The following is a 23510-nucleotide window of genomic DNA, read 5'->3' on the forward strand; positions in this document are numbered from 1 at the left end:
GATCCCCGTTCGGACGGAGACCGCGGTGAGGGCTTGCGCGCCCTCATCCTAGGCCTTCGCCAGCACCCCCACCCCAACCCATCCCCGCAAGGGGGAGGGGCGAGGCTTTGCCATGCTCTGGATCGTCCTGACGATCGCCGCTGCGCCCCTGCAGGTGGCCCGCAACGCCCTGCAGCGCGGCCTGATGGCCGAGGCCGGGCCGTGGGGCGCGACCCTGGTCCGCTTCCTGTTCGGCCTGCCGTTCGCGCTCGCCATCTTCGCCGTCGTGGCGGCCCTTCACCCGCTTGCTGATCCGACCCCGACCGCCAGGTTCTGGGTGTCGGTGAGCGCCGGCGCCCTGGGTCAGGTGCTGGCCACCGCGGCCCTGCTGGTGGCCATGCGCCGGTCGGGCTTTGCGGTGGCGACCTTCATGCAGCAGGCCTCTCTGCCCCTGGCGGCGATCATGGGGCTGGTGGTCTTCGGCGACCAGCTCGGGACGCAGGCCTGGGCGGGCGTGGCCTTGACCACCGTCGGCCTGGTGATCCTGTCCTGGCCCGGCCGGGCGGCGGCCCGCGGCGCCCTGATCGGCAGCGCGATGGGGCTGGCCTCCGGCGCGGCCTTCGCCGTGGCGCTGAACGGCTATCGCCAGGCCGGCCTGGCCCTGGAGCCGAACTATCCAATCTACGCGGCCACGGCGGCGGTGTGCGTGGCCCAGGCGCTGCAGACCCTGGGGCTGGGGGCCTATCTGGCGGTGACCCGACCCCAGTCGCTGGTGGCCGTGGCGCGGGCGTGGCGTTCGTCCCTGGGGGCCGGGTTCTTCGGCGCCGCGGCCTCAGCCTGCTGGTTCTCCGCGCTCGCCCTGGCGCCGGCGGGCATGGTCCGGGCGGTCGGCGTGATCGAGGCGCCCATCGCCGCTGCGGCCGGTCGCCGACTGTTCCAGGAGCGACTCACCCTGCGTCAGGCCCTGGCCGGGGCGGCCACCGCAACAGGCGTTATCCTGACGGCGCTGGGCTAGATGTTCCGGGCCCTGAGAATCACCGGTCGGCGCGACCGCGCGCCGCACGGTCCGCCCGGTCCCGCTGCGGTTGAATTTCTCACGGCTCCGCGCCCCGCAGAGGGCCGGTCTTGAGGCGATAGGTGAATAAGCCTTGAAATCAACAAAGGGGCGGGGCACACGAACCCCAAGTCCTTCTCGCGACAGCCTGATCCGCCCACGCGCCTGAGTCGGCGTCCATAGGGTCGGGCATTCGTTGGAAAGCGTTCTCCAAGCCCCCCATTTCACCAGGGCCCTGCATGATTTCGTCCCTCTTCGGCGCCATCTCGAACGACATCGCCATCGACCTCGGCACCGCCAACACGCTCATCTATATGAAGGGCAAGGGCATCGTGCTGAACGAGCCCTCGGTGGTGGCGCTCAGAAATATCGGCGGCCGAAAGATCGTCCACGCCGTGGGCATCGAGGCCAAGCAGATGCTGGGCCGGACGCCGGGCCACATGGAGGCCATCCGCCCCATGCGCGACGGGGTCATCGCCGACTTCGAAGTCGCCGAAGAGATGATCAAGTACTTCATCCGCAAGGTTCACAACCGCAAGGGCTTCGTGAACCCCAAGGTCATCGTCTGCGTGCCGTCGGGCGCCACGGCGGTCGAGCGTCGCGCGATCAACGATTCCTGCCTAAACGCCGGCGGCCGCCGGGTGGGCCTGATCGACGAGCCCATGGCCGCGGCCATCGGCGCGGGCCTGCCGATCCATGAGCCCACCGGCTCCATGGTCGTCGATATCGGCGGCGGCACCACCGAGGTCGCGGTGCTGTCGCTCTCGGGCATCGTCTATTCCCGCTCGGTCCGCGTCGGCGGCGACAAGATGGACGAGGCGATCATCTCCTATATGCGCCGCAACCATAACCTGCTGATCGGCGAGACCACCGCCGAGCGGATCAAGAAGGAAATCGGCACCGCCCGGGCCCCGGCCGACGGCGAGGGTCTGTCCATCGAGGTCAAGGGCCGCGACCTGATGCAGGGCGTGCCCCGCGAAGTGCGTATCAGCGAGAAGCAGGCGTCCGACGCCCTGTCGGAGCCGGTCGGCCAGATCGTCGATGCGGTGAAGATGGCGCTGGAGGCGACTCCCCCCGAACTGGCCTCCGACATCGCCGACAAGGGCATCATGCTGACCGGCGGCGGGGCGCTGCTGCGCGGTCTGGACGCCGAGATCCGCGACCACACCGGCCTGCCGGTGACCGTGGCCGATGATCCGCTGTCCTGCGTGGCGCTGGGCTGCGGCAAGGTTCTGGAACATCCCAAGTGGATGAAGGGCGTTCTGGAATCCACCCTGGCCTAAGCGGGTTCCGGTTCGGACGAAACCGTCGGAATCAGGCAAGGTCGGTCTAGGATTTGCTGAACTGACGCAGGCGGCGCTTGGCCGTCTTCGTGTCTGCGGGGAGACGGGCTTAGGTGTCCTTACGGGACAATCCCTTCGGTGAGATCCGAGTGCCGCTGGTCTGGACCGCCGGCGTCGCCCTCATCGTGGCCGTCGTCGTGGCCGCCGCCCTGCTGCTGGGGGACCGCCGGGAGACCTTCCGCAACGAGGCCTATGGGGTTACCCGGGAGGTCAGCGACGCGGTCAGCGCGCCGGTCACCGGCGTGGTCTCGGCGCCGCTCCACTGGCTGGGTTCGCTTTCGAGCGCGGTGGGGAACTACTTCTTCGCCGTGTCGGAGAACCGCCGCCTTCGCCAGCAGCTGGAAGCCGCCGCCGCCCTCGAGCAGGAGGTCTTGAGCCTGCGCGACCTCAATGAGCGCTACAGCGATCTGCTGGGCCTGCAGACCAATCCGCCGATCCCCATGGTCTCGGCCCGCGTGGTGGCCGACGCCCGAGGGCCCTTCGCCAACACCCGCCTAGCCAATGCCGGGCGCGAGCGCAATGTGCGGATCGGCAATCCGGTGATGAGCGAGCACGGCCTGGTGGGGCGTGTGGTCGGCGTCACCCGCGGGGCGAGCCGTGTGCTGATGCTGACCGATATCGCCTCGCGCACGCCGGTGATGGTCGATCGCACCAACGCCCGGGCCATCCTGACCGGGGACGGCGGCCCCAATCCCAAGCTCGACTATCTGCGCGGCCAGGACCCGGTGAAGGAAGGCGACCGTATCGTCACGTCCGGCGACGGCGGCCTGATGCCCCGGGGCCTGCCGGTGGGGGTGGCGGTGCGCGGCGTGGACGGCGCCTGGCGGGTGGTGCTCAGCGCCGATTCCGAGGCGGTGGATTTCGTGCGCATCCTGCTGTTCGAGGACTTCTCCCAGCTGGTCGACCAGGAGGAGCTGAACGCGCCTTCCGAACCGCCGGCCAACAACGCCCTGCCGGCCGTGGGGGTCACCTCGCCGCCGCCGCCCAGCCCCTCGGCCGCCGCGCCTGAGGCCCGGGCCCCCGCTCAGAAGGCGCCTGCGACCCGAGCGCCGGCGCCCAAGGCGCCCGCGGCCAGGCCTCCGGCTCAGAAGGCGCCGGCCCAGCCCACGCCTGCGCCCGCAGCAGAGCCCCCGCCGCCCGCCCTGGAGCCGGTGTTTTGAGCCTCGCGGCTGGCCGTCTTGATCCTCTGAGCTGGCTTGGCCTGCCCATCCTGCAGTGCCTCCTGGCCACCCTGCTGTTCAGCCTGCCCATTCGCGTGTTCGGCTGGGGGTTGCCGGAACCCGTGTTCTGCATGGCGCCGGCCTTCGCCTGGGCGGTGATCCGGCCTTCCATACTGGCGCCCTTCGGGGTGCTGTTCATGGGCCTGTTCCTCGACCTCTTCTGGGGCGGTCCCATGGGGCTCTGGGCGCTGTCCCTGCTGGTGGCCTATGGGGCGGTGCTGGGCGCGCGTTCGATGATGGTCGGCCAGAGCCGTCCGATGATGTGGATCTGGTTCGCCGTGGCCTGCGCCGTCGCCGAACTGGTCGCCTTCCTGATCACCCAGCTCACCGCCCGGGCGACGCCGAATCTTCTGGCGGTGCTGTGGCAATTCCTTGCCACAATCCTGCTGTATCCGTTTGCGCACCGGCTCATCGACAGATTCGATGACGCCGATGTGCGGTTCCGTTAGGGGGCGAGCGCGTTGAGCGAGCCGTCCATCTTCTTCTCCGAGGTCAATGAGCGGCAGGGCACCTTCCACCGCCGTAGCTTCCTGCTGGGCGGTTTCGCCGGCGCCGGCATGCTGGCGCTCGGCGGCCGGCTCGCCCACCTGCAGATCCTCGAGGCGCAGCGCTATGAGAAGCTGTCGGCCTCCAACCAGTTCAACTTCCGCCTGGTGCCGCCGCCGCGGGGCCTGATCGTCGATCGCAACGGCGAGATCCTGGCCACCAACCGCCCGAACTTCCGCCTGCTGGTGGTCAAGGACGGGGTGCATGAGCCCGGCGCGACCCTGAAGACCCTGGCCCACTTCGTGCCCCTGGACGATGACCGCCAGGCCCGGCTGATGCGCGAGTTCGAGCGCACGCCCAACCAGCGTCCGGTTTCGGTCCTGGAGGACATGACCTGGGAGCAGTTCTCGGCGATCAATGTCCGCGCGCCGGAGATGCCCCATGTGACCGCCGACATGGGCGAGGTGCGGGTCTATCCGCACGGCGGCGCCTTCGCCCACGTGATCGGCTATGTGGCCAAGGTGAACCGCGAGGACCTGACCGAGACCGGCCCCAATTCCGAGCCGATCCTGCTGCACCCCGGCTTCCGTATCGGCCGCCAGGGGGTGGAGAAGGCGTTCGATCTCGATCTGCGCGGGCGGACCGGCGCCAAGAAGGTCGAGGTGGACGCCCGCGGCCGCGAAATCCGCCACGACCAGGATGGGGACATCCCGGCCCAGCCGGGCAAGACCGTCGAACTGACCCTGGATGTGGACATTCAGAACCGCGCCCTGGAGGTGATGGGGGACGAGAGCGGCGCGATCGTACTCATGGACTGTCGCAGCGGCGACCTGCTGTGCATGGTCTCGACGCCCAGCTTCGACGCCAACCGCTTCGTCCGCGGCCTGTCGACCGCCGAGTACCGCGCCCTGGCCGACTATGAGCGGCGGCCCCTGCTCGACAAGGCCATGAGCGGCACCTATCCGCCCGGCTCGACCTTCAAGATGACGACCGCTCTGGCGGCGTTGAGCGCGGGCATCAATCCCGAGGAGCGGATCAACTGCGGTGGCGGCTGGTACTTCGGCGGGCGCACCTGGCGTTGCTGGCGCCATGGCGGCCACGGGCCGCAGAACATGCACGACGCCATCAAGAACTCCTGCGACATCTATTTCTATCAGGTCGCCCTGCGGATGGGGCCCGACCACATCGCCCGCGCCGCCAAGGCCCTGGGCTTTGGCCAGACCTTCGACATCGGGATCCCCGGCCAGCGCAGCGGGGTGGTGGGTTCCACCGAGTGGAAGCGCACCCAGGTCAAGCGCGACCCCACCTGGCACCCCGGCGATTCCGTCAGCTATGGGATCGGCCAGGGCTATGTGGCGGTCAACGGCCTGCAGCTGGCGGTGATGACCGCTCGGCTGGCCAATGGCCGCAAACAGCTCAATCCACGGCTGATCAAGTCGGTGGGCGGGGTGGAGATGCCGCCCGGGGACGAGGTGCCGCCCCTGCCGTTTTCCCCTGAACACCTGGACTATGTGCGCGCCGGCATGATCTCGGTGGCCAACGACCGCAGCGGCACAGCTTATCGCCAGAGCCAGCTGGGCCTCGGCGACGTGATGATGGCCGGCAAGACCGGGACGGCGCAGGTCCGCAGCTATGACGGCGTCGCCTCGCGCAGCAGCGACAGCGTGCGCTGGGGCCTGAAGGACCACAACCTCTATGTCGCCTTCGCCCCCATCGATGACCCCCGCTATGCGGTGTCGGTGATCATCCAGCACGGGGGCATGGGCGGCGCCACGGCCGCGGCCCCCCGGGCGCGCGAGGTGATGCGGGTGGCCCTGCTGAAGGATCCCGAAATTCGCGCCCGGATCGAGCGGCCCCTGCCCATGCCTGACGTGAGCGACGTGCCGCCGGTGGGCCAGGCGCCGGACGCCCCCATCGAAGGTCCGCCGCTCGCCGCCGATCCCGCGGCGCCTACATGACCGTCAGCGCCCTGACCCGGCCGGGGGAACGAGACCGGCTCGTCGTCAAGTTCACCCAGATCGACTGGACCTTCGTCATCGCGCTGTGCCTGCTGGCCGGCACGGGCGCGCTGATGATGTTCTCGGTGGCGGGAAGTTCCTGGGAGCCCTGGGCGGGCGCCCATCTGTTCCGCTTCGGCTTCTGCCTGATCCTGATGATCGCGCTCGCCCTGTTCGACATCCGGGTCTGGTTTGCGCTGGCCTATCCCATCTATGGCCTGGGCCTGGCGCTGCTGGTGGCCGTCGAGCTGTTTGGCGATACGCGCATGGGCGCCACCCGCTGGCTGGACCTCGGCTTCATCAGCTTCCAGCCGTCAGAGGTGATGAAGGTGGGCATCGTCCTGGCCCTGGCGCGGTTTTACCACGGGATTTCGGCCGAGAACGCCCGCCTGTCCTGGTGGCTGCTGATCCCGGCGCTGATGATCGCGGCCCCGGTCCTGCTGGTGGCCCATCAGCCCGATCTCGGCACGGCCATGCTCATCGCCCTGACCGGGGCGGCGATCGTGGTGCTGGCGGGGCTTTCCTGGCGGGTCATCGGCGCCGCCGCCCTGGCCTTTCTGGTCGCCGTGCCGCCGATGGTGATGTTCGTGATGCACGACTACCAGCGCAAGCGGGTGCTCACCTTCCTCGATCCCGAGAGCGATCCGTCCGGCTCGGGCTATCATATCCTGCAGTCGAAGATCGCCCTGGGCTCCGGCGGCTTCTTCGGCAAGGGCTATGGGCTGGGCTCGCAGAGCCAGCTGAACTTCCTGCCCGAGAAGCACACCGACTTCATCTTCGCCACTTTGGCCGAGGAGTTCGGCTTCCTGGGCTGCGCCTCGGTGCTGGCCATCTTCGCCGCGGTGATCTTCATGGCCCTGCGGACCGCATCCCTGGCTCACAGCCACTTCGGCCGGCTGGCGGCGTCGGGGGTGACGGCGACCTTCACCCTCTATGTGCTGATCAACGGCGCCATGGTCATGGGCCTGGCGCCTGTGGTGGGCGTGCCCATGCCGCTGCTGTCCTACGGCGGCACGGTGATGCTGACGGTAATGATCGGCTTTGGCCTGGTCCAGTCGGTGCGGGTGCACCGCTATACCGAGGTCACCAGCGGCAAGGGCGCCTTCGTCTAGGCTTAGCGGCCAACCAGGGCCGCGTCGGTGGCCCGCACCAGGGCGTCGACCACGCCGGGCTCGGTGGAGGCGTGGCCGGCGTCCCACACCACGTCGAGCCTCGCCTCCGGCCAGGCGCGGCTCAGCCGCCAGGCCGCGTCCATCGGCGTCACCACGTCAAACCGGCCCTGGACGATCCAGCCGGGAATGTCGCGGATCTTGTCGACGTTCTTGAGGATCCAGTTGTCTTCCGGGAAGAAGCCCTTGTTGACGAAGAAGTGGCACTCGATCCGCGCAAAGGCGATGGCGAAGTCCACCTCGTTGAACTTGGACGGCCGGGCCTCGGGGCCGCGGATGGAGATGGTGTCCCCCTCCCATTGGCTCCAGGCGGTGGCGGCCTCCGACTGAACGCGGCGGTCGGCATGGATCAGCCGCCGGTGATAGGCGCCCATCAGGTCGCCGCGCTCGTCCTCGGGGATGGGAGCCAGGAACCGTTCCCAGGCGTCGGGGAACAGCATCGAAGCGCCGTTCTGGTAGAACCAGCCAAGCTCGCGCTGCGTCAGCAGGAAGACCCCGCGCAGGACCAGGCCCTCGACCCGGTCGGGGTGGGTGATGGCGTAGGCCAGCGCCAGGGTCGAGCCCCATGAGCCGCCGAACACGGTCCATTTCTCGACGCCCAGCTTGACCCGCAGTCGCTCGATGTCGGCGATCAGCGTCCAGGTGGTGTTGTGCTCCAGCCGCGCATTAGGGTGCGAGCGGCCGCAGCCGCGCTGGTCGAACAGGGCCATGCGCCATTTGGCCGGATCGAAGAACCGCCGCATGGTCGGGTTGATGGCGCCGCCCGGACCCCCGTGCAGGATCACGCAGGGCTTGCCGTCGGGATTGCCGCACTCCTCGTAATAGACCTCGTGCTCGCTCTCGGTCTGGAGCCATCCGTGGGCGAAGGGCTCGTTTTCGCGATAGAGGCCGCGGCGCTGGCCATAGGCGGAGACGGAGTCGGAGGGGGAGGGGCGATCCATGCGGCTATTTACGCCGGGAAACGCCGCCGCATCCAGTCGAGGATGTGCCCGTTAACCGCGTCCGGCTGCTCCTGCTGGGTCCAATGCCCGGAGTCGGTCACCAGAACCTTCTCCAGGTCCGAAATGTGGTCGCCCATCTTGTCGGCCATGGAGGGCGGCAGGACCGCGTCCTTCTCGGCCATGATCATCAGGCAGGGGATGTTGTCGATCCGCGTGGGCAGATCGGCGCCGTTCTCCCAGTTGCGGGTGAAGTTGCGATACCAGTTGATGCCGCCGGTGAAGCCGCTGTGCTCGAACAGGGCGACGAAGACCGCCATCTCCTCGGCGCTGAGGAACTGGTTGGTGTCGGCCGCCGGATCATAGGCCGCCAGGGCCTGGGCGAAGGCGAAGCTCGACCCGCCTTCCTTCTTTTCGCCGGCCTCGCGCAGGGCGGCGGGCTTGCGCATGAAGAAGGCCATGGTCTTGGCCACGTCGGCGGCCAGGACCCGGTCAGGCTCATCCGGGGTCTGGAACCAGACGATGTACATGTCCGGCCCATAGATCTGGCGGAAGAGCGAGATGGGCTCGGCCGGGTAGCGCGGCAGGAAGGGCGTGTTGAGCCCGATGACCCCGGCGCAGCGCTCGGGATGCATCAGCGGCATCTGCCAGACCACGAAGCCGCCCCAGTCATGGCCGCAGAACACGGCCTTCTCCAGGCCTAGGTGATCGAGCAGCCCCACCAGGTCGCCGGTCAGATGGGCCATGTCATAGTCGGCCACCGCCTCCGGTCCCGAGGTGAGGCCATAGCCGCGCTGGTCCGGGGCGATGACGTGGTAGCCGGCGGCCGCCAGGGCCGGGATCTGATGGCGCCACGAAAAGGCGGTTTCCGGAAAGCCGTGGCACAGGACGATGGCCGGGCCGTCCTTGGGGCCGGCTTCGTAATAGGCCATCTCGATCCCGTTCACCTGCGCGGTCTGAACAACGGGCATCAGGGTCTTCAGGGCCGGCGGCAGGGCAGGGGACATGGGGGGCTCCAGGGGCGCGGGATTTCGTGAAAAGTGGTCCGATAACCCGGGGGAAGGCAAGGCCGGGGCTTTCCCTGTGGGCGCCATCCCTTAGATAGGGGCATGACCAAAGTCCAAGCCGCCGCCCCGGTCCCCACGCCCTGGGGCCTCGTGATCCTGTTGGGCGCGCTGACGGCCTTTGCGCCTATGTCCATCGACATGTACCTGCCCAGCCTGCCGGCCATCGGCCAGTCGCTGGGGGCGAGCGCGGCCCAGACCCAGACGACGGTGGCCGCGTTTTTCGCCGGGATGGCCATCGGTCAGTTCATCTATGGGCCGGCCTCGGACCGGTTCGGACGGCGCGGCCCGATCCTGGTCGGCATCGCGGTCTATCTGGCCGCCACCGTGGTCTGCGCGCTTTCGACCACGCCGGAAATGTTGATCGCCGCCCGCTTCGTCCAGGCCCTCGGCGGTTGCGCCGGCGGGGTGGTGGCCCGGGCCATCGTGCGCGACCGCTTCGACCACACCGAGACGGCGCGGATGCTGTCGCTGTTGATGCTGATCATGGGCATCGCGCCGATCGTCGCGCCCCTGCTGGGCGGGCTGATCCTGCAGGTGGCCGGCTGGCGCGCGATCTTCTGGGTGCTGGTGGCTTTCGCCCTGATCGTCGGCGCCTTCGCCCTGTTCCGCCTGGAGGAGAGCCGTTCGGAGGCCACCGCCGCCCAGGCCCGCGCCGAAAACCCCTTCGCCGCCTTCCGCGCCCTGCTGCGGCAGCGACGGTTGGTGGGCTACGCCCTGGCCGGGGCGCTGAACGGGGCGACGCTCTTCACCTATATCGCCGCCTCGCCGGTGCTGCTGATCGAGGTCTATGGAATCTCGTCGGCCAATTTCGGCTGGGTGTTCGGCCTGAACGCCGCGGGCGTGATCGGGGCCAGCCAGGCCAACCGCTACCTGCTGAAATATGCCGGTCCCGACCAGGTTCTGGCCCGCGCCAGCCTGATCGCCGTGGGCTTCGGCGCATTGCTCGCCCTGGCGGCGGTGACCGGGTTTGGCGAGCGCTGGACCGTGCTGCCGCTGCTGTTTTTGATCCTGTCGACCTATGGCTTCATCCAGGGCAACACCATGGCCGGCGCGCTAAGCGTCGATCCCAGCCGGTCGGGTTCGGTCTCGGCCCTGATGGGCGGGGCCTCGTTCGGGGTGGGCGCAGTGGCCGCCAGCCTGACGGGCTTGGCCTATGACGGCACGCCCGCGCCGATGGCGGTGACCATGGCGCTGGCCTTGGCCGGCTCTGCCCTGGTGCTGCGGTTCATGGCCCTGCCGAGGGCCGCCACGGCCTAGCTTGTCGCGGGCTTGCCCATGGCCGCGATGGCCAGCACCACCCAGCCGCCCATGAACAGCAGACCGCCGATGGGCGTCACGGCGCCCAGGATGCGCGGCGCGCCCATGGCCATGGCGAACAGGGTCCCGCAGAAGATCAGTCCGCCCGCCAGGAAGAGCGGCGGCGCGGCGCGGGCCAACCGCGATCCGCGGGCGGCGACGAAGGCCGCGGCGAACACCGCCAGGCAATGCAGGATCAGATAGGTAGCGCCGGTGTCCATCCAGGCCTTGGCCTGCGGATCGGCGACCCCGTGCGCGCCAAAGGCGCCGATGGCGACGGCCAGCACACCGCCGACGGCGGCCAGTCCCAGCCAGATGCGCTCGACACCCATCGCATGCTCCTGCGTTATCAGCGGCGCCATGACGGCGTGACGCCAGCATCGTCCGGCGCCACCCTGCAGGCGAATCGTATGGCGACGCCAGGAGATCGAGGATGGGCTTGCGGAACATCGCCATCGGGGCCGCGGCCCTCGCCGTGGGCGCCAGCGGCGGGGCGGCCCTGGCCGACAGCGGCAGCTTCGGCGCCTGGAGCGTGGTCTGCGACAACGCCCGCGTCTGTACAGCCTTCGGCTTTGGCGAGCTGGGCGAGATGGGCAGCTCCGGTTTCCTGCGGGTGACCCGCGGCGCGGGGCCAGCCGATGCGCCGGTGATCGACCTGGTCACCGCCGGCACGACGGACACCAGCCTGGCGCTTGCGGTCGATGGGGTGACGCCCAGGGGCCTTGCCGCCGTGCCCGCCACGCTGATCGAGGACGATCCCGAGCGGCGGCTGACGGAACTGACGCCCGAGCAGAGCGCGGCCCTGCTGGCGGTGCTGGCCAATGGCGCCGACCTGACCCTGAAGGAGGGGCGCAACCCGGCGACGACCATCTCGCTTTCCGGCTCGTCGGCGGCCCTGCGGTTCATGGACGACCGGCAGAAGCGAGCGGGGACCACGACGGCCCTGGTCGCCCGCGGGCCGGCGCCAGCCTCCAGCATGTCCGCGCCGCCGGCTCTGCCACAGGTGACCCCGGCGCCGCGGGTCGGCCAGGACGATCTGCCAGGGGAGCCGTCGGCCGCCCTTAAGGCTCGACTGAGCGAATGCGACGAGGACATCGCCGATCTGGGCATCGACCCGCAGGTCGCCCGCCTGGCGGCCGGCAAGATCTTCTGGGGCGCCGTCTGCAGCCGGGGGGCCTACAATGTCATCTACAGCCTCTTTCTCACCGACGAGGCGGGCGGGAACGTGCAGGCCCTGAACGTCCCCTATTCGGACGACGAGCGGGTCGCTGAGCTGATGAACATCAGCTTCGACGCTGAAACCCAGACCCTGACCAATTACGAGATGGGGCGGGGCCTGGGCGACTGCGGGGCGATGAACAGTTGGGTCTGGACCGGGACCGAATTCGTCATGACCCACCAGACCCTGATGCCCGACTGCCAGGGGGTGACGTCGGAGTATTGGCCGGTCAGCTACCGGTCGCGTTAGACTCAAGCTAGAGCGGTCGAGCTCCTCTTTCCGCAGGCTCCGCCATGCCGTCGCTGCCCGTGCGCCTGGGCCTGTTCTATTCGGCCATCTTCGTGGGGCTGGGCGCCAGCGCGCCCTACATCCCCGTCTGGTTCGCCCGGCATGGCCTGTCGGGCGCCGAGATCGGCCTGATCCTGTCGGCGCCGATGATGGCCCGAATGATCACCGCCCCGGCCATCGGGGTCTGGGCCGACAGCTTCGCCCTGCGGCGAACGCCGCTGATCGTCATGGGCGCGGTGGCGGCCTGCGCCTATGTGCTGCTGACCGCGCCGTTCGGATTCTGGTGGTGGTTCGCCGTCTGGTTCGTGGCCGCCTCGGCGCTCTCGACCATCTCGCCGCTCACCGACGTGATCGTGCTCGCCCGCGCCAGACGGGACGGCTTCAACTATGGCTGGCCGAGGGGGATCGGCTCGGCGGCCTTCATCCTGGCCAATGTGACCATGGGGGTGCTGCTGGTCCAGGGGCCGGCCGACCTGGTGCTCGCCTGGATCATCGCCGCAGCCGTGCTGACAGCGGTGGGCGCGCGCTTTCTGCTGCCGGCGGACCCTGTGCGCGAAGGCGGCGGGCGCGCGCCCTTCGCCGAGCGCATGGCCGGGCTGAAAGGCCTTCTGACCGACAAGGGCTTTATGCTGGCTGTGGTGTCGGTCGGCCTGATCCAGTCGGCCCACGCCTTCTATTACGGGTTCTCGGCGCTGGTCTGGAAGGCGCAGGGCATCCCCGAAAGCCTGACCGGAATCCTCTGGGGGTTCGGCGTGGCCATCGAGATCGGCTTCCTCTGGTTCATGGAGCCGTGGCGCCGCGCGGTGGGACCCCGTCGCCTGCTGGTGATCGGCGGGGTGGCGGCGGTGGTGCGCTGGGGGACGCTGGCGCTCTCGCCGCCGCTCTGGCTGCTGTTTCCCATCCAGGCGCTTCACGCCCTGTCCTTCGCCGCCACCTTCATGGCCTCGCTGCAACTGGTGGAGCGGCTTTCCCTGCCGGGCAACGCCTCTGCGGCCCAGACAGTGAACTCAGCCTTTTCCGGCGGCCTGCTGATCGGCCTGGCGACCATCGGTTCCGGCGCGCTCTACGACGCGGTGGGCGCCTATGGCTATTTCGCCATGGCCGCCATTTCGGCCCTGGGGCTGGCCGGCGCGCTCAGGCTGTATGGGGTTCGGCGACTGGACGGGTGAGTTCGGCGCAAAAGGCGGCCGCGGCGGCGGTGACCGCCTGGCGGATCTGGGCGAGGTCGAAGGCGGCGGTCTCCGCACACTCCCTGGCCTGGGGCACATGCAGGAAGCCCACCCGCGGCGCGGCCTTGGCGTGCAGCAGCCGGTAAAGGGTGAAGTTGCACAGATAGTCGCCGGCGTCCTCCGACAGGGTGACCGGCAGGCCCTCGGTCTCCAGGGCCGAGGCCATGGCCTGGCAGGGCGCGGTGGCTGCGATCACATCCGCGCCGGCCTCAGCCACATGGGGCGAGCCCCAGACCCGGCCGGCCTGGTCTGGGCGATCGCGACTGGCGCAGTTGCGCCCCAGGGTCTCGACGCGGAAGGCCTCGGCCTCCACCGCCACGCCGACCACCAGGACGCCGCCCGCGGGCGTGCTCTGCAACTGCCGCAGGATGGTCTCGGCCGCGCCCTGCCATTGGACGGGCAGGGTCAGGAAGTCGATCTCCGCCCCCGGCGGCGCCCAGGCCTCGCGGGCCAGGGTGGCGATGACGGCGGCGGACGGATTGAGCGGGGCTTCGGGAAAGCTGCCGAAGCCGCAGAGCAGCAGGCGAGGGGTGGTCATGTCCCCTTATATCCCAACTAGCCTTGAATGCCCCAACGTCGGGGGGTGACACTCGCCCAAACGTAGGAGTTCAAAGACCATGCGCGCGTTGCAAGCCGCCGCCCCCTGGGGGCCCGACCACCTGACCATCATCGAGGCGCCCGATCCGACGCCGGGCCATGGCGAGGTTCTGGTGCGGATGAAGGCCGTGTCGCTGAACTATCGCGACCTGATGATGATCAACGGCATGTACAGCCGCGCCTCGGCCACCAGCGGCTCGGTGACCCCTTTCTCCGACGGCTGCGGCGTCATCGAGGCGGTGGGCGAGGGCGTCACCCGGGTGAAGGTGGGCGACCGGGTGGCGACCATGTTCTTCCAGGGCTGGATCTCGGGACCGCCGACCCTGGAAAAGGCGATGACCGCCCTGGGCTCGCCGATTCCCGGCGCCGGCCGCGAACTGGCGGTGTTCAGCCAGGAGGCGGTGTCGAAGGTGCCGGACTTCCTCACCGACCATCAGGTGGCGACCCTGCCGTGCGCGGCCCTGACCGCCTGGCGCGCCATGTTCGAGGACGGGGACCTGCAGCCCGGCGACACGGTGGTCCTGCAGGGCACGGGCGGGGTGTCGATCTTCGGCCTGCAGTTCGCCAAGGCCGCGGGCCTGCGCGCCCTGATCACCTCGTCGTCGGATGAGAAGCTGGCCCGGGCCAAGGCGATGGGCGCCGACCATCTGGTCAATTATCGCGAGACGCCGGAATGGTCCAAGCCAGTGAAGGCGGCGACCGGCGGCGTCGGCGCCGACTTCATCATGGAGGTGGGCGGCCAGGGCACCATCGACCAGAGCCTGAAGGCCATCCGCATCGGCGGCCATATCGCCATCATCGGCGTGGTCGCCCAGGGCGGGGCCGGGATCAATCCGGCCGTGCTGATCGGCAATGCGGCGCGGATGCAGGGCGTGTTTGTCGGCTCCCGCGACATGTTCGAGGCCATGTGCAAGGCCATCGAGCTGCACCAGATCGCGCCGGTGGTGGACAAGGTCTTCCCCTGGACGGAGGCCAAGGCCGCCTTCGCCGCCATGGCCGGCGGCGAGCACTTCGGCAAGATCGTCCTGGAGTTCTAGGGTCATCGGCGGCCGGCGCCGCGGCCGGCCGCCAAGGCCTCAGAAGATCAGCTTGCGCACCGTCAGGCGGACGGTGCGGCCGACCGGATCCATCAGGTCGGGCTGGTAGGTGATCGGCACCACGCCGTCGGCGGTGCGCACCTGCTGGCGGCTGTCGAAGATGTTGTCGATCGACAGGGTCGCCCGGGCCCCGCGCAGCCAGGTGTACTGCCGCGCCCAGCGCTGCATGCCGGGATCGGCGAACAGCCGCAGATTGACGGTGGCGAAGTCGGAGAATTTGAGGTCATCCCCGGTCGCGCCGCCGTCGATCCGGGTCGCGCTCTGCCAGTTGGCGTCCATGGCGACGCCGAGGCCGGACTTGGAATAGTTGGCCTGCAGCTCGACCTCATGACGTGGCGAGCCGCCGCCCGAGCCCAGGGCCGCCCCATCCAGGAGGTCGAGCTTGGGCAGGCCCGGCGCGATCTGCACCTCATCGCGGAAGGCGTAGGTGTGATAGAGGCCGACCTGGAAGACGCCGCTGCGCGGACCGCCGCCGCCAAAGCCGCCGAAGCCGCCCGGTCCTCCGCCCCCGCGTCCGCCGCCACCGCCCATGGGCGGGCCGCCGCCCGGAGGGCCGCCGGCGCCGGGACCTTCGCCAGGGGGCGGGCCATCGGGGGGACCTTCGCCGCCGGGCGCACGAGCAGGCGGCGTCTGCGCCTCGCCTTCAGCCGGCGCGCCAGCCGCGGCGGCCGGCCGCGCCGCTTCAAAACGCCGCCGCATTTCAGCCCGCTGATCGGCGGTGGGCGTCGTGCCGACCTGCCGCGAATAGGTCAGGCCCCAGCGCACCTCGTCCCGGGCCTGAAGCGCGAAGTTCACCGGCCGCGCATCGATGGCTGTCAGGGCGCCCGACGCGTCACGGGTGAAGCGGTCAGGGAAGGCCGCCTCCACCTGGGTCGAGGCCGAGGGGAAGGCGACGATGGCGTCGTGGGTGCGGCTGGAGACGTAGTTGGCCTGGAAGCGGAGATTGATTTCGTCGAAGGGCTGATAGGTGGCGCCCAGCTTGAAGACGTCCTTGCGCCCGGCGTCCAGGTCGGCGACGCCGCCGGTGGTGCGGGTGACCTCGGCCGTCTCCCCCCGCGCCAGGTCGAAGACCCGAACCCCGGTGGTCACGGAGACGGGGTCGCCCAGCTGGCTCATGGTCGGCGCCTCCTCACTGCGGCTGAACGAGCCGAGCACGCGGATCTCCGGCGTCGGCCGCCAGTTCAGGCCGTAGCCGTAGGTTTCCAGGGCGCCGAAGTCGGAAACCTGTTCGACGCCAAAGTTCACGTTGCCGGACAGGCGACCGATCCGTTCGCCCAGGCCCTCGCCGGCCCGGGTCAGCGGGATGTCGAAATTGCTCCGCAGTTCGCCGACGGTTCGCGACAGGTCGCTGGTCTGATCGACGCCCAGCCGGGTGGCCTCGCCCTCCAGCTCGGTGGCCGAGGCGCGGGCCGTAAGCGCCGTGCTGACCCGGCCGGCCGGCATCTCCCACAGCGCGCGGTTCAGAACCAGGTCCGCCTGGGCCGAGGTGCTGACCGTCCGGGTGGTGTCGAGGAAGGCGGCGCCGCCCGAGGCCCGGTCGGTGTCGGTATCGGTCTCGCCACGCTCGACCTCGCCGGTGGTCGACCATTGCCAGCCGGCCAGGGCGCCGGTGGCCGAGGCGGCCAGGCGCGCCGTCTGGGATTGGGTGTTCCGCAGCTGGGCCTCGCGGCCAAAGGGCGACAGGCCCTGGCGGGACTCGCGCTCGCTGGCCTCGAACAGGCCGTTCACCGAGAAGGACACGCCGTTGTCGAGCGGCTTGGCGTAGACGGCGTTGAGGCTCACATCGGTCGATTGCGCCTGGAGGGAGCGGAAGGCGCCTTCGCCGCCGGCGATGTCGCGGTCGCTCTCCTCGATGGAGTCGGTGGTGTTGGCCTTGGCGTCCAGGGTCAGACGCCGGCCCTGTAGGATATCCAGCCGCGCGCCGTGGACGCCCAAGGTCTCGCCGCCACCGGCCTGGGTGGGCGAGGTGGCCGAAGCCTCGGCGAGGGTGGCGCGGAATCTCGGCCGCAGCACCATGTTCACCACCTTCTGTTCGGCGGGATAGCCGTACTTCAGGGACAGCTCCTCAGGCAGGATCTCCACCCGGGCGATGGCCTCGGTGGGCAGGTCGCGGATCTCGGAAAAGCCCGAGATACGGCCGCCATTGATCAGGATGACAGGGCGTCCGCCACCCTGGCCGCTGCCGATCTGGGGGCCGAGCGCTTCCAGCAGTTCGGTGACGCTTGAGGCGCCATAGGCGCGGATTTCCTGGGGCGACAGGGTGAGTTCCGGGGTGATGTCGCCGATGACGGACCCGGCCGGCCGCGACCCGCTGACCACCAGCTCCTCGACCTCCACATCGCCATAGTCGTAGTCGTCGACCTCCTGGGCGAAGGCGGCGGTGGACAGGCTGGCCAGAGCCACGCCGGCGAGGAGATGGGCCCGCAGGCGAGCGACGGGGCGACGTTGAGGAGCGAGACGCAAAACGCAGTATCCTGATGCTGACTGGGCGGCGGGGAGACCACCCTTGTCTCGTCTCACGGACGATGCCGCTGTTTCCGTCGCGATCAGGGCGCAAACGAGGCGGCAGACGTGGCGGAGGGGCGGCTGATCGGCTCGACGCCGACGCGATCGGCTGAAAATAGAGCTTGAGCCGGAACCTGGGTCCGGCCCCATAGGTGGGACTGTTAGGGAGACGACCGTGACCACCATGGATGAAGCCAGGCTGGCGGCCAGCGCCCACCGGGTGTTGCGCGAGGCGATCGATCCGGAGCTGCCCGGCCTCTATCGCGGCAAGGTGCGCGACAACTACGACCTGCCGGATGGGCGGCGCATCCTGGTCACCTCCGACCGGCTGTCGGCCTTCGACCGCGTGTTGTGCTGCGTGCCGTTCAAGGGACAGGTGCTGAACGGCGTCGCCCGCTGGGCCTTCGAGCAGACCGCCGACCTCTGCCCCAACCACGTGCTGGACTATCCGGACCCCAACATTGTCGTCGGTCGGCGCCTTGAGATCCTGCCGGTGGAGATTGTCGTGCGCGGCTATCTGGCGGGTACGACCAGCACCTCGATCCTGACCATGTACCGGGCCGGCCAGCGCGAGATGTACGGCCATCGGCTGCCCGACGGCCTGGCCGACAATCAGGCGCTGGAGACGCCGATGATCACGCCGACCAGCAAGGCCGTCGACGGGGCTCATGACGCGCCGCTGACCGCTGACGAGATCGTCGGTCGCGGCCTGCTCAGCCAGACCCAGTGGCGTCAGGTCAGCGAAACCGCCCTGGCGCTGTTCGCCCGGGGCCAGGCGCTGGCCGCCGAGCGCGGCCTTATCCTCGCCGACACCAAGTATGAATTCGGCCTCGACGCCGAGGGAACCCTTCGCCTCGCCGATGAAATCCACACGCCGGATTCCAGCCGCTACTGGCGGGCCGACACCTACCCATCTCGGCTCGCCGCCGGCCAGAGCCCGGAGAGTTTCGACAAGGACGTGATCCGCGCCTGGGTGGCCGCAAGGTGCGACCCCTATACCGATGAAATCCCGGAAATCCCGCCGGAACTGATCTGGAAGACGGCGCTGACCTATGTCGAAGCCCACGAGCGGATCACCGGGCGCGCCTTCGAGCCGCCCAAGCCCACGCCGCCGGTGCAGGCGCGCGTTCTGGCGGCCCTGAGCGATTTCCGCGGGGGCTAAGGCGCCTCCCGGCCACGCCTCCATCGGCCATTGCTGCATGTGTCAGAAGGCGACGCTCGGGGTGTTTGAGCCCTACGTCGCGATCAGGAGGCAAGCGAGGCGGGGGCCTCGCTGTTGTGCCAGCGAGTTTTGCGGTCAGGCCTGGGCCGGAAGGCGCGCGATCACCTTGATTTCGAAATCGAAGCCGGCGAGCCAGTTGACGCCGACGGCGGTCCAGTTGGGATAGGGCGGCGCGCCGAACATGGCGTCCTTGACGCTCATGACCGCGCCGAACTGGTTTTCGGGATCGGTGTGAAAGGTCGTGACATCAACGATGTCGTCAAGCGTTGCGCCCGCCGCGGCGAGGACGGCCTTGAGATTGTCGAAGGCCAGTTGAACCTGCTTCGGAAAATCAGGCTCCGGCGATCCGTCCTCCCGGCTGCCCACCTGGCCGGAGACGAACAGGAGATCGCCAGAGCGGATCGCGGCCGAGTAGCGGTTGATTTCATAGAGCGCCTGGCGGCCGGCGGGGAAGATGGGGTCACGGGGCATCATCAAAAAATCCTGCAAGTGCGCGCGGGACGGCATATACATACGGAGCGTATGTGTTTCCGGGATAGCTGACATACGCAGCGTATGTCAATGGCTGGAAGGTGGGAGCGATCTTGACGAAGCGACGGGCCGATATGGTGGCCGACACCCGCGAGAAGCTGATCCGCGCCGGCCGGGCGGCGTTCGCCGCCAAGGGCTATGCGGCGGCGTCCATGGATGACCTGACGGCCGAGGTCGGCCTCACCCGCGGCGCGCTCTATCACAACTTTGGGGACAAGAAGGGCCTGCTCCAGGCTGTCATCGATCAGATCGACGCCGAAATGCTGACCCGCATGCGCGCCGCCGGCGCCCGCGGGCAATCCCCCTGGGAGGGGTTTGTCGATGAAGGCGTTGCCTATATCGAGATGGCCCTGGAGCCGGAAATCCAGCGCATCATGCTGCTCGACGGGCCCGCCGTCCTGGGCGATCCGTCACGCTGGCCCAACCAGACGGCGTGTCTTCGAACGACAGCCGAGACCCTCCAGACCCTGATCGACGACGGCGTCGTTGCGCCCGTGGACGCTGAAGCCGCCGCCCGCTTGGTCAATGGGGCGGCGCTGAACGCCGCGCTCTGGGTCGCCGCCGCGGATGATCCTCCTGCCGTGCTGGGCCGGGCGGTGGACGCCTTTCGCCGGCTGACATCAGGCCTGCTGAACCGGCGCGGTCGTTGACGCTCCAGCGTCTTGTGCGACCCTGAGGTTTGAACAACCCGGATGGAGACGGCGTGATGAGCGTGACCGGCGGATGCCAGTGCGGAGCGGTGCGATTCTGCGTCGAGGGCGAGCTGGGCGACGCCTCGATCTGCCATTGCCGCATGTGCCAGAAGGCGACGGGCGGGTTGTTCGGCCCCTATGTGGGGGCGCCGTTCGAGGCTCTGGTCTGGACCCGCGGGACGCCCAAGCACTTTCAGAGCTCGAACAAGGTCCGCCGCGGATTTTGTGGCGACTGCGGCACGCCGCTGACCTTTGAATATGGCGACCGCCATGTCAGCCTGGCCATCGGCGCCCTCGATCGCCCCGCCGAGGCGCGGCTGACTGAGCAACTCGCCTCGCCTGCGCAGGTTGCTGAATTCGGTGACCTTGCAAGCCTGCCCGTCCACCCAGTGGAGGAGCCCAAGGCGGCAGTCTACCTGGCGGGTATCGTGTCCTACCAGCACCCCGACCACGACACGGAGGCGTGGGAGGTGAGGCGGTGAGGAAGTGCGGCTCGCTCGAAACGTTGAGCTGAAAATCGCCTGGGGCCGACACCCCGGCGGCGGGCGCTGTCTAAGCCTCGGTGTGAAGGCGAGGGCTGCTCACGACCCTTTGCGGACCTTGCCTGGGTCAGCCTTTTGGCGAACGATGGCGCATGATCCTGACCAGCCGAACTCGTCTTCGCCCCTTCGAGGAGGGCGATCGTGAGGCGTTCGCCGCCCTGGTTCGAGACAGCCAAGTGATGGCTGACCAGGGCGGACCGATGACTGTCGCAAGCGCCCACGCCAAGCTCGACGGCTATCGATCGGCTTGGAAGAGGTCCTGTTGCAGCCGGATGGCGCTTGAGACGCATGATGGGATTTTTTTGGGCTACGTCGGCATCATGGAGCACGGATTGGAGCATCCGATCGGCCCCCATCACGATATCGGCTGGCGGCTCGTCCGCACGGCTTGGGGTCTCGGGTATGCCACCGAAGCTGCGAGGGCGGTGCTGACGGATGCGTTCTCTCGCCTTCAGCTCAAGGAAGTCCTGGCCTACACCGAGCAGACCAACGCGAAATCTCTCAAGGTCATGCAGCGGCTCAACCTAGCGCGAGACCCTTCGCGCGACTTCGTTGCGGAGTACAAGGGGGTCGGCGCTTGGCGAGGGCTGGTGTGGTCAGCGTCGCCTGAAGGCTCGACTTAAGAAGGTCTGCTCACCCCCCTTGGCAGACACTCGCAGCGGTTAGTTTTAACGGTTGCGAGGGCCAATTTCGGCGAGCGCGAAGAGCTGTCGGATCAAGCGCCTTTGAGTTTAGGGGATTTATGGCTATGATTATGGCTACTTTCCAGGGGCCCGATCATGTCCACCTACAGCGTCGCCGATGCGAAAAACGGTCTCCCCAGGCTGATCGATCTCGCCCTTGAGGGTGAGGAGATCGTGATCACCCGGCACGGCAAGCCGGTGGCGGAGTTGCGGGCGATCCGCCAGGTCCCCATGGCGCCCGGCGCGGACCTTGACTGGCTGCGCGCCCGTCGCCTGACGCCGGCCGGGCCGGCGCTCAGCTCGGTCGAACTGCTGCGGGAGATGTACGAGGACGGCGAGGTTTGAGCGTCTATCTCGACGCCAGCGCCATCCTGCCCCTCCTGGTGGAGGAGGAGGCCAGCCCTTTGATTGACGCCTTCGTTTCGGGACTGGGCGAGCCCGTGGTCGTGAGCGCCTTCGCGGCCGGCGAGACGGCCTCGGCGGTGTCGCGTCTGGTGCGGATGGGGCGCCTGGACAGGGAGGACGCCCGCGGCCTGCTCGACAGCTTCGACGCCTGGCGGGTGACCAGCGCGACGCCGGCCGATCTGGCCTCGTCGGATGTTGAGGTCGCCCATCTCTATGTCCGGCGCTTTGAGCTGATGCTGCGCATGCCCGACGCCCTTCATATCGCGCTGTGCCGGCGCGAGCAGCATGTTCTGATCACGCTTGATCGACGCATGGCCGACGCGGCCCGCGCTCTGGGCGTCGCGGCGGAGCAGTTGGCCTGAAACAAAAAGGGCCGGTCGCTTGTCCGCGTCCGGCCCTCCTCAGTTCAGCTGTCGTCCCGACCTAGTTCTTGGTCAGCCAGGCGACGATTTCCTCGGCCGCCTGTTCGGGGGACAGGGTGGTGGTGTCGACGGTGATCTCGGCGTTTTCCGGCTCCTCATAGGGGGAGTCGATGCCGGTGAAGTTCTTCAGCTCTCCAGCCCGGGCCTTGGCGTAGAGGCCCTTGACGTCGCGCTGCTCGGCCACGGCCAGGGGAGTGGCGACATAGACCTCCACGAACTCGCCGTCGTCCATCAGCTCGCGGGCCATCCGGCGCTCGGCCCGGAAGGGCGAGATGAAGGACACCAGCACGATCAGGCCGGCATCGACCATCAGCTTAGAGACCTCGGCGACCCGGCGGATGTTTTCCACCCGGTCCTCCTCGGTGAAGCCCAGGTCCTTGTTCAGGCCGTGGCGGACATTGTCGCCGTCCAGCAGATAGGTGTGGCGACCATCGGCCTGCATCCGCTTTTCGACCAGGTTGGCGATGGTCGACTTGCCGGCGCCCGAGAGGCCGGTGAGCCAGACCACGCGGCCCTTTTGGCCCTTCTGGGCTGCGCGGGAGGCCTTGGAGACGTCGAGCGCCTGCCAGTGGATGTTCTGGCTGCGGCGCAGGGCGAAGTGCAGCATGCCGGCGCCCACCGTCCGGTTGGAGATCCGGTCGATGAGGATGAAGCCGCCGAGGGTGTGGTTATCCTTGTAGGCGTCGAACGCGATGGGGGCGTCGAGCGAGATGTTGCAGACGCCGATCTCGTTCAGCTCCAGCCGCTTGGCGGCCAGCTGTTCGAGGGTGTTCACATTCACTTTGTACTTGGGCTCGGTGATGCTGGCGCCGACGACCCGCGTCCCGATCTTCATCAGATAGGGGCGACCGGGCAGCATGCCCTCGTCGTCCATCCAGACGATGGTGCTCTCGAACTGGTCGGCCACTTCCGGCGGCTGGCCGGCGATGGACAGCACGTCGCCGCGGCTGATGTCGATCTCATCGGTGAGCGTGATGGTCACCGACTGGCCGGCCACCGCGCGGGGCAGGTCGCCGGTCATGGTGACGATGCGCGCCACAGTGCTTTCGCGGCCCGAGGGCAGGGCCTTGACCTTGTCGCCGGGCGCAATGGTCCCGGTGGCGATCAGGCCGGAGAAGCCGCGGAAGTCGAGGTCCGGGCGATTCACCCACTGGATCGGCATGCGGAAGGGCTTTTCCCGCAGGTCGTCCTCAACATCGAGGGCTTCGAGGTGCGGCAGAAGGGCCGGACCCTTGTACCAGGGGGCCTTGTCGCTGGGCTCGGTGATGTTGTCGCCCTTCAGCGCCGACATCGGGATGGCGGTGAAGTCGCGGATGCCGATCTGGGCGGCGAAGTCGTGATACTCGGCCAAGATGGAGTCGAACACCTCCTGGCTCCAACCCACCAGGTCCATCTTGTTGATGGCCAGGACCACGTGGCGGATGCCCAGCAGCGAGACAAGGTAGGAATGGCGCCTCGTCTGGGTCAGCACGCCCTTGCGCGCGTCGATCAGGATGATGGCCGCGTCCGCCGTCGAGGCGCCGGTGACC

Annotated in this window: 23 protein-coding genes; 16 read left to right on the forward strand and 7 right to left on the reverse strand. The window is 68.7% G+C overall.

Annotated elements, in window-relative coordinates:
* Positions 1–112: 112 nt before the first annotated feature.
* The 6 genes from Q8L83_RS03315 to rodA all read left to right on the forward strand — a co-directional run bounded on the left by Q8L83_RS03315 (position 113) and on the right by rodA (position 7191).
* The gene (locus tag Q8L83_RS03315; RefSeq protein ID WP_305284725.1) at positions 113–994 is read left to right on the forward strand and encodes a DMT family transporter; all 882 of its coding nucleotides are present in this window, start codon (positions 113–115) and stop codon (positions 992–994) included.
* 278 nt (positions 995–1272) lie between these two features.
* Positions 1273–2316 carry a rod shape-determining protein gene (locus tag Q8L83_RS03320; protein ID WP_300574823.1) on the forward strand — a complete coding sequence of 348 codons (1044 nt, stop codon included), beginning with the start codon at positions 1273–1275 and terminating at the stop codon, positions 2314–2316.
* A gap of 113 nt (positions 2317–2429) precedes the next feature.
* Positions 2430–3536, forward strand: a complete 1107-nt coding sequence (gene mreC, locus Q8L83_RS03325) for a rod shape-determining protein MreC (protein ID WP_305284726.1) — start codon at positions 2430–2432, stop codon at positions 3534–3536.
* Positions 3533–4045, forward strand: coding sequence for a hypothetical protein (locus Q8L83_RS03330; RefSeq protein ID WP_305284727.1), 513 nt, complete (start codon positions 3533–3535; stop codon positions 4043–4045). The genes mreC and Q8L83_RS03330 overlap by 4 nt, the downstream gene beginning before the upstream one ends.
* A gap of 12 nt (positions 4046–4057) precedes the next feature.
* Positions 4058–6040: a penicillin-binding protein 2 gene (mrdA, locus tag Q8L83_RS03335; protein WP_305284728.1), complete on the forward strand. Its 1983-nt coding sequence runs from the start codon at positions 4058–4060 to the stop codon at positions 6038–6040.
* Complete coding sequence (gene rodA, locus Q8L83_RS03340) at positions 6037–7191, forward strand: rod shape-determining protein RodA (RefSeq protein ID WP_305284729.1); 1155 nt, start codon at positions 6037–6039, stop codon at positions 7189–7191. Before mrdA ends, rodA begins: the two co-directional genes overlap by 4 nt.
* Before the next feature lie 2 nt (positions 7192–7193).
* Here rodA and pip read toward each other — a convergent pair whose 3' ends face one another.
* Positions 7194–8189, reverse strand: a complete 996-nt coding sequence (pip, locus tag Q8L83_RS03345) for a prolyl aminopeptidase (protein WP_305284730.1) — start codon at positions 8187–8189, stop codon at positions 7194–7196.
* A gap of 8 nt (positions 8190–8197) precedes the next feature.
* Positions 8198–9193 (reverse strand): alpha/beta fold hydrolase, encoded by a 996-nt coding sequence (locus Q8L83_RS03350; RefSeq protein ID WP_305284731.1) that lies wholly within the window; start codon positions 9191–9193, stop codon positions 8198–8200.
* A 102-nt stretch (positions 9194–9295) separates the two neighbouring features.
* Between Q8L83_RS03350 and Q8L83_RS03355 the strand changes: the two genes are divergently transcribed.
* Positions 9296–10510, forward strand: coding sequence for a multidrug effflux MFS transporter (locus Q8L83_RS03355; RefSeq protein ID WP_305284732.1), 1215 nt, complete (start codon positions 9296–9298; stop codon positions 10508–10510).
* On the opposite strand, the gene Q8L83_RS03360 is transcribed toward Q8L83_RS03355, so the two are convergent.
* Complete coding sequence (locus Q8L83_RS03360; RefSeq protein WP_305284733.1) at positions 10507–10881, reverse strand: DUF423 domain-containing protein; 375 nt, start codon at positions 10879–10881, stop codon at positions 10507–10509. The two genes, Q8L83_RS03355 and Q8L83_RS03360, sit on opposite strands and share 4 nt — an antisense overlap.
* A gap of 101 nt (positions 10882–10982) precedes the next feature.
* On the opposite strand from Q8L83_RS03360, the gene Q8L83_RS03365 reads away from it, so the two are divergent.
* Entirely contained in the window at positions 10983–12017 is a 1035-nt protein-coding gene (locus Q8L83_RS03365; RefSeq protein ID WP_305284734.1) for a DUF1176 domain-containing protein, read from the forward strand.
* Positions 12018–12061: 44 nt separating this feature from the next.
* Positions 12062–13225, forward strand: a complete 1164-nt coding sequence (locus Q8L83_RS03370) for an MFS transporter (RefSeq protein ID WP_305284735.1) — start codon at positions 12062–12064, stop codon at positions 13223–13225.
* Here the strand turns inward: Q8L83_RS03370 and Q8L83_RS03375 are convergent.
* Positions 13191–13823, reverse strand: a complete 633-nt coding sequence (locus Q8L83_RS03375; protein ID WP_305284736.1) for a hypothetical protein — start codon at positions 13821–13823, stop codon at positions 13191–13193. The two genes, Q8L83_RS03370 and Q8L83_RS03375, sit on opposite strands and share 35 nt — an antisense overlap.
* Positions 13824–13902: 79 nt before the next feature.
* On the opposite strand from Q8L83_RS03375, the gene Q8L83_RS03380 reads away from it, so the two are divergent.
* Complete coding sequence (locus tag Q8L83_RS03380) at positions 13903–14919, forward strand: NAD(P)-dependent alcohol dehydrogenase (RefSeq protein WP_305284737.1); 1017 nt, start codon at positions 13903–13905, stop codon at positions 14917–14919.
* Between the two features lie 39 nt (positions 14920–14958).
* On the opposite strand, the gene Q8L83_RS03385 is transcribed toward Q8L83_RS03380, so the two are convergent.
* A complete protein-coding gene (locus Q8L83_RS03385) occupies positions 14959–17442 on the reverse strand; it encodes a TonB-dependent siderophore receptor (RefSeq protein ID WP_305284738.1) in 2484 nt (827 codons plus the stop codon).
* 241 nt (positions 17443–17683) lie between these two features.
* Here Q8L83_RS03385 and Q8L83_RS03390 point away from each other — a divergent pair, with 241 nt between their 5' ends.
* Positions 17684–18646, forward strand: a complete 963-nt coding sequence (locus Q8L83_RS03390) for a phosphoribosylaminoimidazolesuccinocarboxamide synthase (protein ID WP_370868347.1) — start codon at positions 17684–17686, stop codon at positions 18644–18646.
* Between the two features lie 135 nt (positions 18647–18781).
* Here Q8L83_RS03390 and Q8L83_RS03395 read toward each other — a convergent pair whose 3' ends face one another.
* Positions 18782–19180 (reverse strand): RidA family protein, encoded by a 399-nt coding sequence (locus Q8L83_RS03395; protein ID WP_305284739.1) that lies wholly within the window; start codon positions 19178–19180, stop codon positions 18782–18784.
* Between the two features lie 110 nt (positions 19181–19290).
* On the opposite strand from Q8L83_RS03395, the gene Q8L83_RS03400 reads away from it, so the two are divergent.
* The 5 genes from Q8L83_RS03400 to Q8L83_RS03420 all read left to right on the forward strand — a co-directional run bounded on the left by Q8L83_RS03400 (position 19291) and on the right by Q8L83_RS03420 (position 21921).
* Positions 19291–19887: a TetR/AcrR family transcriptional regulator gene (locus Q8L83_RS03400; protein WP_305284740.1), complete on the forward strand. Its 597-nt coding sequence runs from the start codon at positions 19291–19293 to the stop codon at positions 19885–19887.
* A gap of 56 nt (positions 19888–19943) precedes the next feature.
* Complete coding sequence (locus Q8L83_RS03405) at positions 19944–20411, forward strand: GFA family protein (protein WP_305284741.1); 468 nt, start codon at positions 19944–19946, stop codon at positions 20409–20411.
* Positions 20412–20563: 152 nt separating this feature from the next.
* Positions 20564–21094 (forward strand): GNAT family N-acetyltransferase, encoded by a 531-nt coding sequence (locus Q8L83_RS03410; protein WP_305284742.1) that lies wholly within the window; start codon positions 20564–20566, stop codon positions 21092–21094.
* Positions 21095–21250: 156 nt separating this feature from the next.
* Entirely contained in the window at positions 21251–21499 is a 249-nt protein-coding gene (locus Q8L83_RS03415; RefSeq protein WP_305284743.1) for a type II toxin-antitoxin system Phd/YefM family antitoxin, read from the forward strand.
* Positions 21496–21921 carry a type II toxin-antitoxin system VapC family toxin gene (locus Q8L83_RS03420; RefSeq protein WP_305284744.1) on the forward strand — a complete coding sequence of 142 codons (426 nt, stop codon included), beginning with the start codon at positions 21496–21498 and terminating at the stop codon, positions 21919–21921. The genes Q8L83_RS03415 and Q8L83_RS03420 overlap by 4 nt, the downstream gene beginning before the upstream one ends.
* Positions 21922–21982: 61 nt before the next feature.
* On the opposite strand, the gene cysC is transcribed toward Q8L83_RS03420, so the two are convergent.
* The coding region (gene cysC, locus Q8L83_RS03425) for an adenylyl-sulfate kinase (protein WP_305284745.1) at positions 21983–23510 on the reverse strand (1528 nt) is incomplete at its 5' end.

The organism is Phenylobacterium sp. (assembly GCF_030680185.1).
In the GTDB taxonomy this organism is placed as follows: domain Bacteria; phylum Pseudomonadota; class Alphaproteobacteria; order Caulobacterales; family Caulobacteraceae; genus Phenylobacterium.